The organism is Psychrobacter raelei, from assembly GCF_022631235.3.
In the GTDB taxonomy this organism is placed as follows: Bacteria; Pseudomonadota; Gammaproteobacteria; order Pseudomonadales; family Moraxellaceae; genus Psychrobacter; species Psychrobacter raelei.
Window position 1 is genome coordinate 2,327,841 of record NZ_CP093310.2, and the last position, 15,708, is coordinate 2,343,548.

Consider the following 15,708-nt stretch of genomic DNA (forward strand, 5'->3'; position numbering starts at 1 on the left):
GCCTTTTATCTTTATTAAAATAATTTCAGCCTGGGTAATATGAGCAATAAACGCTAACTGCTGAGAATATCCCAGCAATTAGCGTGGGTTCATGCAAGTATAACGGGCAGTATTACCCATTCACCTAACTTTCTTAAACCACAGAACTCTATTAGGCCTGAGCTGCTTTTTCAGCCGCTTCAACTGTCTGACGAATCAACGTATTAATGGTCATTGGACCTACCCCACCTGGAACTGGGGTGTAGGCTGCTGCAATTGACTCAATACCTTTAAGCTCGATGTCACCTACGCCACCATCCTCAGTCGGATGAAAACCAGCATCTACCACAATGGCACCAGGCTTGATCCAGTCTTTTTTGATCAGCTCTGGTACGCCAACGGCACCAACCAGGATATCTGCACGACCCACATGCTCTTCTAAGTTTTGCGTTTTTGAATGACAGATAGTGACGGTGCAATTGGCATTCAATAGCATCTGCGCCATTGGTTTACCCAAAATAGCACTGCGGCCAACCACTACTGCATTTTTACCTGCAAATTCGATGCCATTTTTTAAGAAATAGCGCTCAAGTAAATACATAATACCTTGAGGGGTACATGATCCGTAAGCAGGCTCACCCATGCTCATACGGCCAAAACCGAGCGAAGTTACGCCATCCACATCTTTATTTAAGTCAATGGCGTCGAAACAAGCACGCTCATCAATCTGCTCAGGAACCGGATGCTGAAGCAAAATACCATGGACATCAGGGTTGTTATTTAGCTCATCAATCTTGGCCAATAGCTGCTCGGTAGTGGTACTCGCTGGCATCTCAACACGGATAGACTCCATACCCACACGCTTACAAGCATTGCCCTTCATACGTACATAAGTGGCAGAGGCGGGATCATCACCAACTAAAATGGTGGCTAAGATAGGTGTGCGGCCAGTTTTTTTGATAACAGCAGCAACGCGCTGGCTTAACTCTGTCTCAATTTGTTTTGCAAGCGCTTTACCATCAAGGCGTGTGGCAGTAGCATCATTCATTTTTGGCTCCATCATCTCAAAATTTAAGAGGTAGTTTAAGGGACACAATCAATCATTTTAAAAGCAGCCCTGTATGGGGCAGCTTTCTGCAATATTGTAACCTATGAGCGTCAAATAATCCGCCCAGTTTGCCATAAACCCTATAAAATTTTCCCTTAAAGTCACTAATAAAAATTAGTTGGCTTATCTCAGCTTTATGCTTATTTCTGGCATTAAAAATAAGCTCATACATATCCCTTTTTATGGTTTAAACACAGCTGATTGCCTATATCGCTTGGTTAAAAGCCATTTTTTTAGGTCAAATAGCAAAAATGTGCCGGAATAATCACTATTTTTGCAAAATACGGCCAACATAGCTTGTATTTTTAATTTTTTTTGGTATTATAGGTCACCTCAAATGGCTGGGTGGCAGAGTGGTTATGCAGCGGATTGCAAATCCGTGGACGCCGGTTCGATTCCGACCTCAGCCTCCAATTTTGATCTTAAACTTTTAACAAGTTAAAGAAAAAAAGTGTTGACGAATATTAATTTTATGATAATATACGCGCACTTACAGAGTTCTCCACTAAGGACTCAATTATCACAAGTTTTGCCCGGGTGGTGAAATTGGTAGACACAAGGGATTTAAAATCCCTCGCTAGCAATAGCGTGCCGGTTCAAGTCCGGCTCCGGGTACCATTACATAGTTCCATATAGTTTTATACTATTCTCAAGCCCTTGTTTATCAAGGGCTTTGTTGTATTTGGTGTATTATACTGTCCTGTAGAATCTACACTAATCCCTGCATTTAATATACACTCTGATGTACACTGATTTAAATGTACATTGGATTAGACCGCCATGACACAACGCAAACCCATCTCTTCTGATCGCAGTATCTCCAGCCATACAGCTGAAGATAAAGAATACCTTGTGTCTGTTAAGAACCACCCCAAGCTTTATTTGATGGTCAGACCCAATGGTACGAAGTCATGGGTTTATCGTTACAACTCCCCTATCACTAAAAAAAGTAAGAGAATCTCATTAGGCGTTTATCCTAATGTGAAGCTTTCTCGTGCATATGAGATATGGCATGAGTATGAAAATCTGATTAGTAAAAATATTGATCCTAAAGACTATCGTGAAGAAAAAGAACAATCAATTCTAAGTAATACTAACAATACTTTTAAGCACTTTGCTTGGGAATATTTTGACAATTTAGCGCAAGTCCAAAAGCCAAATACATTATTGCGAAAAAAAGGACGTATAGGGCTTCTATGCCACTATATTGGTGATCAGCCTATCAAAGATATAACAGCGCCAAAAATGCTAGAGGTGCTGCTCGACATTCAAAACAACTCGCTTAATAATCAAGGACAGCCTACGGATAAGGCTGAAAGATGTGCTGGTATTGCCAGCGATATATTTGTGTATGCTGGTGCTCGTGGTTTTTGTGACTCAAATCCAGCGGACTTAATTAAAAGTCAGTTAGCCACTGCTCGTTATGGTCACAGACCAGCAGTCACTAAACCTAAAGAGTTGGCTAAGCTGTTAAGGGATATTGAGACCTTAGATGCAGATATGAATACTATGAACTCACTTAGGCTATTAGCTATGCTGTTCGTTCGTAATGGTGATATTAGACGAATGCGCTGGAATGATTTGGACTTAATCGAAGGTCGATGGAAGCTTAAGCCGTTAAAAGGGCAAGGCAAGGTAAATATGGTTAAGGATATGGTTGTACCTTTGCCTAGACAAGCAGTTGAGATTTTACGTGAACAGCAGAGGTTAAACGGTCATACTGAGTATGTGTTTTATAGTCCTACTGCTAAAAAGCATAACATCATTTCTGAAAATACAGCTACTAAACAGCTTAACAAATTAGGCTATCAAGGCACACATTGTGTGCATGGCTTTAGAGCAACGGCTAAAACCATCTTACAAGAGCATTTAAAGTATCCTCTACTGCTTGTTGAGATGGCTTTGGGTCATACTACTAAAGATCCAAACGGAGCAGCATACGGGCGATTTGAGTATATCGATGATAGAGCCGTAATGATGCAACAATGGGCTGACTACTTAGATGCGCTTAGAGATGGTACGAGTACGGATCAGTTTATACATAATCACACAGCAAAAAAGCCTGCAGATGAACTGCAGGCTTTGATTGATAATTTGGGTGAGGAAAAGGTATTAAAGATGCTTGAAGGTAAGCTATAGGCGATATATACATTTTTAATCTGATTGAGAAACATACTATTATCTAAAAAATATTACTCGATCAGCTCTGAGCTATTTTTGAAATCTGTCTGTATGTAGGTTATATCAAACCCTTTACATGCCCTCATTTCTTGCAATCTATCTGCAAAAGACAAGTGACCACCATAACTTTGGAAAATATCCAAACCTCGATCTAAGGAAATTTTCCAGCCTGTATCAATTGAAATAGAGCGGGCATGTATCTTACCCTCCTCTAAATAATCTACCGTTAAATTAATCCCCACTTTGGATGCTTGACCTTCAAGTTGGTCCAATTCTTTTTTTTGATTTTCAGCAACTTCAGGGATGTTATCCTCAACCGTTATAAGTTGGACATTTACCTCTTCATCAAGCCTTTTTACTTTTATAATGGTTTCTAACAGCTCGACAAAGTTCTTAATTTGATGAAACTTACGAATGTAAGGATCTATAACTCGTATATTTGAAGCACCTTTAAGGTATGGACCAAAGAGATTATCGTAGCTTATCCCTCGTCTACCTTCTTTAAATATTTCATGCCCTGGCAATAAAGGCTTTTCTTGATATGCATTAGCAGAGCTACTATTTGATTGCTGCATTTTTTGCTCTACTATACTGTCCTGCTCACTTTCACCTTCAGATATAGATCGATGGTAGTAACGTGGATATTCTTCTTCTTCCAGGGTTCGTACCTGTATGGTTTCACCAGACTCATTTTCATAGATAAATTCGACCTCACTATAGGTAGAGTCGATACGCATAATTTGGTCTTTAACCCGTTTACGACCTTCCATTGCAAATTGCAGTAAAGTTTCGATTTCTTCTTTGCTAGCCTCACCATTGGGGTAAATTAACTTCATTAACCCAGAGAAGGTCTTATTAATACCATCTCTATCTCGAGTAGAGATAGACGGAGATAAAGTGAAATACTGCTGGTATCTATCAGAATAATCATGGCTACGTAGTGAGCGTAAAATCTCAGCCAGATAATCAACCACAAATCCATAGCCCAAAGAGAACATCTCACTTCTAATAATATCTACCTCCCAGCCAGGAATATAGAAGTGAATTCGATCTAAGAATGCTGAGTCGTAAAAACTAGGCGGTAACTCAGAAAACAAGTCGGAGTGTTTAAGCATATAAGGCACGGTACGCTGAGTATTACCAACAAACACCATTGAAGCTTCAGCACCTAAGGTCTCTACACCACGCGAAAATGACTTGTTAGCCATATAGTTTTTCATGATGTCGACTAAGGACTTGTCTACACGCTTTTCTTTACCTGCAAACTCATCAAAAGCAACACAGTCCCAGTAGCCCACTAAGCCTATCTTACCCGACGAGTTATTAACGAATAACTTGGGTACAGTAACCTCACCACCAGATATCAAAATGCCGTGAGGTGAAAACTCTGAGTAGATATGTGACTTACCTGTCCCTTTAGGCCCAAGTTCAATGAGATTATAATTACGCTCACAAAATGGAATTAACCGAATCAACTGCTGTAATTTGTTTCTTTTCCCAAATAGCTCAGGGTCAAAACCAATACTCTGAATGAGCAGATCAATCCACTCTTCTGTATTAAATTGCTCTCGAGCACTCAAGTAGCTATCAAACTCAAAGCGAGAAAGCTGAATAGGCTTTAAGCTCTCCAGTATCCAAGGTGAAACATTTCTATCTTCTGTAAACTCATATTCAACATCAGCGATACACCAGACACCACTAACCAAAAGCTTAGGATGCTGCTTTATAGTGTTAGAGTCTACTAAGACCTTATTGATTCCCAAGTTAGAAAACTGAGCCTCATAAACGTCATTTTTATCATTTAATGAGACACTCACTTTATCAATAACTTTATAGCGACCTTTTTCTTTAATATTAGATCGGACAAGGCCTGCTTCATTGCGGTGTACATAGTGCTTTCTGAGAATCTCTTTGACAGTTTCAATACCGGTCTCAATAGTGACGTCATCGTCAGTCGCACAATACTGCCCTAATAAATACTCTAGTACGTACGTGGGTACAATGGCGTTACCCTTAACCTTTTTAACCAAATCCTTGCGTACAACTAGTCCTGCAAAGCTTTCGTTAATTTTGTTATCTAACTGACTCATAAAACATCCCAATATAAGCAATCTAAATTATTAGAAGTCGAAGTCTCTCGTAAAAGAGCGGCGTATTGTATAGGTGAACGATTGATATTCTTTATATTTGCTCGTACCTGGAACCTTCTCTTCGAGTTTCAGAAATACATCCATTCCATTATAGTTATCTGCTTCATGTGACAGTAACAGTTGAACTCTTTCTTCCCGGTCTCTAGCATTATCCGAGCGTATGTCAAAGTTAATCTCTCTGGTATCTGAGATTAGCTCACCTTCCTTAGTATAGAGACCCAGTCTTACTACTCGAGGTTGTACTTTATCAGTCACAGGTTCACTTTGATAAAGCATAATACCCAGCTGTCCTGATGTAATCAGTGAGTTTTGACGTTTAAGCACCTCAATATCAACTAATCTCACATCACTTTCACGCGCCTTGTTGATAGCAAGGACTGGAACAACAACCTCTTGCAGAGAGGCACCCCCATGTACAAATCGACTACCAGAGCCTTTTAATCTCAGTCTATTAATAGAAGTAGGCACTTGTACTTCTATATCTCCCTCCAGCCCCAATTGGCTTGAGGTGAAATGGTGCAAACTAGGAGATTCTGCTAGGCCTTTACCTAAGATAAATCGTCTTGCTGATGTCATGATATCGCCATCAGGTAATGCCATTGAGAAGTCACTTTCATCAAGTTCATTATTCTGGTAGATAAAGCCATGGTCTGCCGTAATAAGTATATTGTAGGCATTGGTAGCAGCTAGCTTTTTAATCATATCGATAAGCTCTTCTACCGTATCCTGTGCAGCAACAAAAGCCTCTCCTTCAGATTTAAGCTTATCACCAGTATGGTCAATTCTATTGTGGTAGAAATAGATAACATCGTTATCTTTAAATAACTCGCGCCTCTCTGGACGATCCATTTGTTTAAATTTGTCAGATTGAATGGCAAGCCCTCTACCATTTAAGGCGTTATTCAATATTTTGTGCCTTTGCTCAGTACCTTGAGTGCTAGTACCGTCAATTATCACACTGCCCTTTCCATCTTCTGCTAAGCTTAACTTTTGATGAGGCAGTAATGCAGCCATACCTAACTGTGTATAGCTTGGTAGCATCGAAAGCATTGGTGTAAGCTCGGCACTAAAGCGATCTTCTTGACGAATCTTCTGTTTGAGTTCATCAGCAATCTCGTATCGGAGCGCATCTGAGATGATGACATACACCTTTTTATTGCTCGTAATAAATGGACGAACATAGCGCTCAAAGAAGCTGCTTTGTAGGGGTATCGAGTCAGCCCTCCATTCATCACCCTTATGAATAGTTTCAGAGAAATTATTCCCCAGCTGTAGCAGGTAGTTATTGGAGTATAAGCCTTGAACTTTTTCAGTTAACTGACCTAGAAGTGTCGGCTGATCCGCTTTGATTTTGTGATAGACATACTTACGATACAGCTGATCTACTCGGAACCACGAGTCTCTGTAGCACTCAACCCCATCGGTCAAGCTCGACATCGTCAAGTCTACTTGGTTCAGCTGATGGATAAATTGTGCCGCATAATCAATGGCTTGATACATATGCTCAAAGCTTGAGTACCAGTGACTCTGTCTACGTTGACGCACCCATACAGAGACCTTATCTGACGTCACATCGCTGTTTAATACTTTATTAATGAGGTCGGAGATAATCCGTAAATCTATTAACTTAAAGTAATCAACGTCTAAAACACTGTCTAAATCTCGATCATTTAAATCATTCTCGATGCTTAATATCGTTGCACACTTATCTGATAAGACTTCAAAGGCCTCTTTTTGCTTACGATTGTCTTTCCAGCGTTTAAAGAAAACCAAAGCATCTGGCAATAAGCTCGAGGTACCTTTTGTACTGAGCTCATAGCTTGATTGGAACAGCTCAATGGCAAAGTCTCTGATGCTTGGCTCATCATTTTGATAGCCATAGATGCCTCTCACTTTCTTCCACAAAACATCTTCTAGACCATATTTTTGTAGCATGATTAGCTTATCGTTCTTATCTTCAGCTAATTCTTTCAGTAGCGCCTCTATTATCAAGTCCAAAATAGGATCTGACTTTGTGCATACTGCCAGCATTTTTAGCTCTAAGTCGGCAACGGTATCCTCTCGCTCTATGAGGCTTTTTAAAGCTTGCATGCGACTGTCAGACTCAAAGAAGCTAGCATGAGCACGTAATACTTCTTCAAAATCAGGAGACAGTGCAAGCTCTGATAGCCATATGGATATCTGGTCTGTCTTAAACTGGGTATGCGCCAACTGCACATCCAGCAGCCAGTTATCTAAATAATCTGGCTCAGGACCTTCGTGATAAAGCAGGAACTGCTGCTTCGGCTCTTCCCGAAGTATTCTATATTTAACCCCAAATTCATTATTGTCTAAGACAATTTTTTCTATATCATCAAGCTCAAGTGCCTCGAATTCGTCTCGCAAGTCTTTATTATCATCGTACCAAAAGACGATACGATTACTTTTGAACAATTTGGTTAAGTTTGCTTTGATTCTATTGCTCATCAGCTCAGCCCTGTCACTTTTTTCAATGCATCACCCAGTTTTGGATAGTTCTGCTTCACCCCATCATCTAGGTCTATTTCTACCTGCTTAGTCGCTAGTGGATATAAGGTGTCACGCTCATAAGCATCAATCTCCATCAGCGTCTTGTCTATCTTGTAGATCTCTTTTTCAGCTTTGGTCTTCTCACTTTGACTGCTATTACTACTGATGCTTATTGCTTCTAAGCGGCTCTTTTGAGCATCCAGCTTGGTTCTAAACTCGCGTAGGTAGTTGTTTAGCACCACACTTACGGTATCTGGGCGATAGCGGTGCATGTAGATGAGGACGTTAAAGCTACCACTTGAGAACATCCAGTAGATAGGCCGCTTCTTATAACGTCTGATGTGATCGTTATAGAAGTCTTTTAAGAAGTAGTCACGGATGTCTTTTGGTTTGCCGTTTTTACCCAGTGCCATTTCGATAAAGTGCATGTTCTCATCATAATGGTCTTCACCGAAGGTTACTTTTACAAACTTTCGGAAGTTGTCTACGATGTCATCTGTAAACCAGTTGCCATCTAAGATAGGCAATACGTTGTCTTTGTCTGGTGCAAAGGTCGGGCTGGGTATTTGAGTATGGTAGTCGTCGATGTCATCGCCTTGGTTGGCCAGTATCAGACCTGGCTTGTCTAGGCTATAACGTCCAAACATACAGCCCACGGCATAGGAGATAAACTCACGCATGGTGTCGGCTAACAGTAGCTCTTCAAGCTCTTCGTCTGTCTTGTCTCCGCCATAGCGATAATGCGGATTACAGGTGAGGGTAATCTCTTTTAGAGGGACGTCAGGCGTGAGCTCGTCTTGTAGACCATAAGCATCGATAAAGATGCGGTTGTTCTCTTCTTCTAGCTGCTGCATCTCATCGGTCATTTGTTGCCAATGACTGCGTAGCTGTTTGTAGGTATCTTCAAGCGTTGGCTTACGATAGCTGTCTTCTAATAAAGGCAGCGTTGTAAAGTCCCATGAGTCTTCGTATGAATCCCAGTCTTTTTTGGCTATTTCGATATTTTTAGATACAGTACTTCTAATTTCCTCTGTTTTACTCTCAGGCACACTATAGGGTAGCGATGCTACATCACCAACTTGCAGGTTTACTGTAGGATTTAAGATTTTAGTTAAATCGCTGTAAAGCTTCGTATTAAGCATTCCTAAAATAGGGAAAATATCGCCTTTCGGAAAGTAGCTCATCCCACCAACATCATAAATAAAACCTGTTGGATAGTATCTGAATGAAGATCCTCCTGAATTAATTAACCCCCAAGAAATTGATTCTTGAAAATAATACTCGACATTTTGCGGTCTAGATCTTACTTTACCATTAGCATCTGTAAAGTTTCTAATCTCAGAACCACCTTCATGCCAATTGACTAAATAGTCTTGGTTACCATACCACCTGCGCTTTTCTCCCCCTTTATTATAGGGAAACCAAAAGCAGAGACTCTGAATAGAGTCTAATTCATTATTTATATTGAAGCCTATTCGCTCATAGCTAACTTCTTGCCAGTTTCTAACAAACCTATTATTATCGGCCGTTGCTAAACCTTGCTTTGCTTCGCCTACATCAGATAAAGCGTTTTTTAAGAAAAGATCTCTGTATTTTTCACTAATCCAATATGTTATTGGAGAACCTGGCACTTTACTAAATTCAGATGCTGGTAAATATTTGAGACGTTTCTGTGAATCCAGCTTATTATTTCTAATATTCTCAGGCGGGAAAATTGTTGGCTTCCCATTTTCACCTATATCACTGTAATCGACATAACAATACGCCCCCTGTCTTAGAGGCTGCTGTACAGAATTCAGCCGCCAAATAGTTGCAGCCGTTCCAAACGCTATTCCCAGAACCATATTGCCCATATGTAATAGGCCTTCGACTGATGCAATACTTTCAAGTTTTTTTCTAAACTCTTTATATGATAGTAAGAACATCCAGCTCTGCATGGTAACCATGGCACTATAGCCATACTTAGGTACAAGCTCCAAGCCTCTCTCTATAAACATGGCAAATAAATCAGATTTACTATCAGGATATTCCTTTCTAGACCAAGCACTTAATCTGGCATTCATTCCCTTACTACCCATATAAGGCGGGTTAGCCACCACCACATGATAGCGAGGGCTTAAATACTTAGCTTGCTTGAGTACCGTCAGCACATTATTATGCGTATCACTTAAGAACAGCTGTCCTGACACATCTTTTTGTTCTAACTGCTCGATTATCTCATCAACATCAGTCAGCTCAGGGCGTATCAATGACCCAAAGTTATCCGCCTCTTCAAACTGAGTCAGCGTCTTCTCAAAGTCTTTGGTAAATAAGTCACGGCCCACAAAGTCCATGTACTCCGTCAGCTCGTCTTGTTCAAATTTAATCGGCTCAAGCACACAGATGTTCGGACGCACCTTTTTGCTAAAGAAGCGGCGATGTTTGGCACGTGCCTTCATGGTTAAGGCGAAAGCAGCCAGCTCCCCTGCTCGTTCATCAAGCTCAATACCGTACAGGTTGTGGTTTAGGATAAGCGACGGAATCTCTGAGGCGTCATAGCCCTCTTCTTCATATATCTTGTATAGCAAGTCGAAGGCATAGGTCAGCATATGACCTGAACCACAGGCTGGATCACATATCTTCAGCTCTTCTGGGCTGTTTATTTTTAAGAAGTCGCTTTCGTCGTTTTCTGCAGCAGGCTTAATGTAGTATTCCATGCTGTCTGCTAAATTCGAGTCTGGGTTGTTGAGTAGCCACAGTCGACCCAGTGAGTTCTCTACTAAGTAGCGGACAATCCAGTGCGGGGTAAACAGCTGTGTGGCAGCTGGTATATTCTCTGGGGTGACCTTTTTGTTTTTCTTAAGACCGGCGAAGACATCATCTTTTTTATCTGAGATATAAAACTGATATAACCAGCCAATAACTTCGACATCCTGACAGACCTCGGCGGTCATGACCTTATGCATCTCTACTAAGATTGAGCTGCTAGAGAGTAGGTTCTCTGGCATGAGTAGCTGGGTGTAGTCATCAATTCTTTGAAATAAGAACGGCATGATGCTAAACCAGTGGTTACAGGTTGCCACTAGCAGTAAACGATAAGCTTCTGTTTGTGGGTCTGCACTGGATGCGCGGTTGTTTAGCAGATCAAGTACTTGTGTTCGGATGTCAGACGGGATTTGTGCATCGTCTATATGGCCCATCTTGGCTTCGGCAAGTATCTCTGGCTGAGTTTGACCTTCTGCTGGTGAAACAACGCCGATACGGGTGTAGTGATTGACATCCATAAAGCGCAGGGCACTAAAGCGGTTAAACCAGATGTAAGCAACACGCTCAATCAGGTACTGCTCACCATGTGACCGAATAATCTCTTCAATCTTGGCCACTGAGCTTGCAGACTCACGCCGAGCTAGACTGCCCTCAGCTAGTACAAATCTTAGCTTGGTAGATACCTGCTCAATTAAGTCCTTGCGCGCTTGCTGGGCAAATCTCTTTAAACTTGCTGTATCCATTACACGTACACCTTCTTGCCGTCTTTGATTTGTTTAAGTAGTGCTTGTCGCATAGCCTGTAGATACTCATCTACATCATTTTCGTTATCTAACCAGGCACGGCTATAATCTACACTAACCTCACTTGCCGTTACATACTCAACCACAGGCTCAGACACCTCTTTGGACTCCTCTGATGCGTAATCAGCATCAGCCGACTGTTTATTATCAGTGCTAATATTTTCATGAATCACTGGCTGTACGTCTTCATGAGTCGTTTCAACCTTTTTAGACTTATTAACCAGCTCAATAAGTCTACTTAGGTTACGCGGATGCGCTTGCTGGGTGAAGATACGTTCGCGCTCTTTGATAACCGCAATCAAGTGCTGTTCTTTTATGTCTTCTATTACTTTAGTATAAGGCTCATCAAACTCTTGCTGTCTAATATCAGGCAGGCTCTTATACTCATCTGACTCCTGCATTCTTGACTGCAAGGCTTTGATAGATTCAATAGACTCATCAACAGCCTGACTGCGAGCAGCGTCAACAGATTGCTTTAGGTTATCCAGTAAGGTTTTGGCTTTTTGGATTCTGCCTCCCTTATAGATATCGTCATCTTCTAGCAGTCGACTAAGCACCGAATGCTCAGCCCCTTTTAAGTAACTAAAGTTAGAGTCTTGACGGGCTAAATAAACTTTAGCTTCGTCATAAATCTCCTTTTGAGGGCCATTTATAAATCTTATTAATGGATCTATAGTCGCTTCTTTGATATCTAGCAGCTCATCACCAGTACCTCTTGTCAGCTCTGTGAGGTACCAGTCATAAGAGTGTTTGGATATTTGCTTCAGCAGCTTGACAGCTGGATTTAGAGCCGCGATAAACGGATATCTTTGACTCTCGCTTAGGTGTCGCTCTAATCCTGCTATTTTCTCTTGAATACCATCAATGGTCTCAGTAGCCAGAGCTTTCGCTTCATGGTTGCTAGGCGGCTTATCAAAAAAGTCTTGATAGAAGTCTTTTAGGTTACGAACCTGCGAAGAAGTAAACTCAATCTGTGGCTCTAATACTAGATTAATTTGGTTTTTGGTATTAACCAAAGCACTCGCCAACTTTTTGTCTTCAAGCAAGTTACCATCTAACCTAACTTCTACTTTCCCATGCACATAAAGCTTAGCTAAAGTACAAAGAATTGCCGTGTGGTGCCAGCCGTAAGGTTTCTTTTCAAACAGATCAACAATAGACTTAACCGTTGAACGGGTGCCTTCATTTTTATTGCCTTTAATTTTTATCAATATTTCATTTTCAGGCTCTGACAAATTAGCACCTTCACTCAAAAGGTCACTCTGAGTCGCATCAATAATTTTGGCAACATCAGCTTCGCTATAGCTCACCCCATTGAGCATCTGTAAATAAGGATATGCTCGTGTAATCAGCTCATTAAATCCTTCATTAATACGAGACTGAGGGTCACTAGACTTGGAGGTTACTTCTTTGCCTGCCACAAGTAGCCTCGCCTGCCCAACTAGGTTCGCCACTCGTTTTTGTAGCTCTGCACGTCGCTCATTATTCTGCTGCCCCTTCTCAGTTAAAATACGCTGAACTGACTGCTGCTGGGTACTTGAATAGTTTTGTTTGATGTACTTGTCTGTCTGCTTATACATTAATATCTCTTTCATCACTCTGGCATCAGAGGGAAGAACAACATACAGATCATCACTACTAAAAGTAGAGCTGGCAATTAAGTTTTCAAAATTCTCTGAATTCTCATGGAAGGGACTGATGACATTAATGGATAGCTCCTGAGGACGGCTATGTAGCTCATCATCCAGCTTGTTTGCATAGGCATAATCCTGCCCCGAGCTTCCAGACTTATCTGACACATAACGAATCTTGGTATCTTTAATAGCATAACCAAATATGATTTTTGATAGCTCTTCAGCTACAGCTGACCTATCGACATCTGTCGCTTTGATTTCCTCTTCAATATCCTTTTCTTCATCTGTCAGATATTCATAAAGCTCACCGGTACGTCTGATATACGTCTGACTCTCTAATAAGTTTAAGGCCTCTTCCACTTCACGTCTTAGCTCAGATATGTCTTTATCAAAGCTGTCTAACATCAATACACAAAGGTTATGTAGCGTTGGCTGGAACTCCTTGATGTATTTCACTAGGAATAAAGCTTTTAAAACTTGTACCGCAAACTCATTATCTAAATGATTCTCTGCATTAATAATAGCGCGCTGAATATTTGATTTAAGAGTGTGGCGAACACCTTCGAACATCAAATCAAAAGTAGCCAGTTTACCTATTTGATTATCACTGATTTTAATAGCCACTTGCTGAAACACGCCCAACATGGAGCGCTCACCCACTGAGCTACTCTTGCCCTCAAAGGCATTATGCTGTGACAGATTGGTTATGGCAGCTTGAAATAGCGGGAATTGGTAAGGTATAAAGGGATAGCTATCAACAAAGTGCTCTTTATCCTTGAAGTTTTGATACTTCTGAGTACCCTCAGAAAAACTAAAAAGGGTTTTAAAGTTGTTCGCCTCTTTGTCATATACTTTTGATAAGACAGACTCCCCTGCTTCATTTTTTACCAGAAGGCGCTTTTGAATGACTTCTGCTACGTCCTTACTGGTGAGCTTCATACGGTTCTTAAATCTGTCTTGAATCTTTGAGAAGTCATTGCCTTGCTGTCTACCCGTCTCACCAACCACCGTATCCATGTCTTCTTGAGCGGTTACAATAATCCAAGCTCTACCCTGACATTTAGTTGCTAGGCTTTCTGACACCGTCTGCAAGTTTGTCATTAACTTAACGTTATCGGCGATATATTGACCGACCTCGTCTACAAAGAAGTTCAGACGAAAGTCTTTTAAATCATTATCCTTGATTTGCTTCTCAATATAGTCATTAACCTGCTCAGCAAAGTCTTCAATCGAAAGACGATACTCACTGCGGTATTTATCTAAAATGTTTTTTGCTAGAGACTCATCTTCACCGGTTACCTGACTGTACGCCTTTGCAATATTGCCACCTTCAAGCAACGCTTGCTCTCTACCTCTCTCCCAGCTCTTACCCGCCATTTCACTATAAGCTTGTTTAAAGCCTTCATAAAGCTCGCGGCTATCAAGATCTCTCTCGAACTGTGCAATATGACCTTGCTTGCCATAATAGCCACACATCTCATCAAAAACTTTAACAAATACAGCCAACAAGGCATCAAACTGAGTCTTACTAATAACATCCGCTTTTTGGTCAATATTAAATAAGATGCTTTGTGACGGCATATCAACTGCTTTACGTAGCTCTTCGCGTAAAATCACATTGTGATCACACTTTGGCAAAAACAAATCTAGTGCTGCCTTAGTTGCGCCTTCAAACTGCACTTCTCTGTTTTCTAGTAGCAAGGCAAGCATTTTTAGTAAGTGAGATTTACCCGAACCAAAAAAGCCAGAAATCCAAACCCCATTAGCGCCGCTATAGTTGTTATAGGCATTCAAAAAGTATTCAAGACGCTTTTCAACTTCATTAGTTAAGACATATTCATCAAGCTCTAGACCTAAGCTGGCCTCATCATCAGCTTTAATAACCCCTTCAATTGATCTATCAACTTTTTTTGCAAATATACTTTTTAGCTTATCCATTTTTATCCCTTTTATTATGCTTCGCAGTGGAAAATATTAAATGCTCGGTAATACTTATCATCATGCAGCCTATCAAATAAGTCTAATGATGCACCCGACTCAATCGAGTGGGTATAGGCCCCTGGAAAAAATATAACGGTTGGTCGTTCTTTAGCCGTACTTTGTAAATTATTCAGTACATTATGAGAGCGAATGTATGGGAAAACCTCACCCACCCCAGTTAAAAATAGTACTTCAAATCCAGCAGCCTCTTCTAGTTTTTTTGCTATAGCGGGGACCAAATGAGTCTCTGGGTCTAATACACCCTGTAACAGCTCTTTAAGCTGTTCTTTTTCAACCGTTTGCTCAATCTCTAACAATCTGTCCCAAACGTCTATTTCTTTTAAAATCTCTATAGATAAATCATATAGGTTAATTGTTAGGACCGTAACACCCTGGTTATTCAAACGATTTGAAAGCTGTTTCTGGATTTTACTCATCTCGCTTGCATCTTCAGGTAAAAAAGGGCATATATAAAATGGAACCTCATTACCTATGCTTTGCATGCTTAAAAATCTATCACCAGAGATAATCCCGAATAGATGATCGTATACTGACTTACTAGAGTTAAGATTGTTTGTAATTGACATGGGGTATTGCCTTATTAATGTACCTATATTTCG

Annotated in this window: 7 protein-coding genes and 2 tRNA genes; 3 read left to right on the forward strand and 6 right to left on the reverse strand. The window is 40.7% G+C overall.

Translation table 11 applies throughout. The features are described from left to right. Positions 1-151: 151 nt before the first annotated feature. Positions 152-1,027 carry a bifunctional methylenetetrahydrofolate dehydrogenase/methenyltetrahydrofolate cyclohydrolase FolD gene (gene folD, locus MN210_RS09800; protein ID WP_011961032.1) on the reverse strand — a complete coding sequence of 292 codons (876 nt, stop codon included), beginning with the start codon at positions 1,025-1,027 and terminating at the stop codon, positions 152-154. Positions 1,028-1,426: 399 nt separating this feature from the next. Between folD and MN210_RS09805 the strand changes: the two genes are divergently transcribed. From MN210_RS09805 to MN210_RS09815, 3 genes are all read left to right on the forward strand, one after another. Beyond that, positions 1,427-1,500 (forward strand) — tRNA-Cys (locus MN210_RS09805). Positions 1,501-1,618: 118 nt separating this feature from the next. Beyond that, positions 1,619-1,705 (forward strand) — tRNA-Leu (locus tag MN210_RS09810). A gap of 162 nt (positions 1,706-1,867) precedes the next feature. Then, complete coding sequence (locus MN210_RS09815; protein ID WP_338412130.1) at positions 1,868-3,226, forward strand: tyrosine-type recombinase/integrase; 1,359 nt, start codon at positions 1,868-1,870, stop codon at positions 3,224-3,226. 53 nt (positions 3,227-3,279) lie between these two features. On the opposite strand, the gene brxL is transcribed toward MN210_RS09815, so the two are convergent. Genes brxL through MN210_RS09840 form a run of 5 tightly spaced genes read right to left on the reverse strand, consistent with a single transcriptional unit; the run spans position 3,280 to position 15,675 of the window. Continuing rightward, positions 3,280-5,358: a BREX system Lon protease-like protein BrxL gene (gene brxL / locus MN210_RS09820; protein ID WP_338412131.1), complete on the reverse strand. Its 2,079-nt coding sequence runs from the start codon at positions 5,356-5,358 to the stop codon at positions 3,280-3,282. Positions 5,359-5,388: 30 nt separating this feature from the next. Next, positions 5,389-7,884, reverse strand: a complete 2,496-nt coding sequence (pglZ, locus tag MN210_RS09825) for a BREX-1 system phosphatase PglZ type A (RefSeq protein WP_338412132.1) — start codon at positions 7,882-7,884, stop codon at positions 5,389-5,391. Continuing rightward, entirely contained in the window at positions 7,884-11,414 is a 3,531-nt protein-coding gene (gene pglX, locus MN210_RS09830; RefSeq protein WP_338412133.1) for a BREX-1 system adenine-specific DNA-methyltransferase PglX, read from the reverse strand. Before pglX ends, pglZ begins: the two co-directional genes overlap by 1 nt. Further along, positions 11,414-15,046 (reverse strand): BREX system P-loop protein BrxC, encoded by a 3,633-nt coding sequence (brxC, locus tag MN210_RS09835; RefSeq protein WP_338412134.1) that lies wholly within the window; start codon positions 15,044-15,046, stop codon positions 11,414-11,416. The genes pglX and brxC overlap by 1 nt, the downstream gene beginning before the upstream one ends. A gap of 14 nt (positions 15,047-15,060) precedes the next feature. Continuing rightward, on the reverse strand, positions 15,061-15,675 hold the full coding sequence (locus MN210_RS09840; protein ID WP_241878424.1) for a BREX protein BrxB domain-containing protein: 615 nt from the start codon (positions 15,673-15,675) through the stop codon (positions 15,061-15,063). Positions 15,676-15,708: the final 33 nt, after the last annotated feature.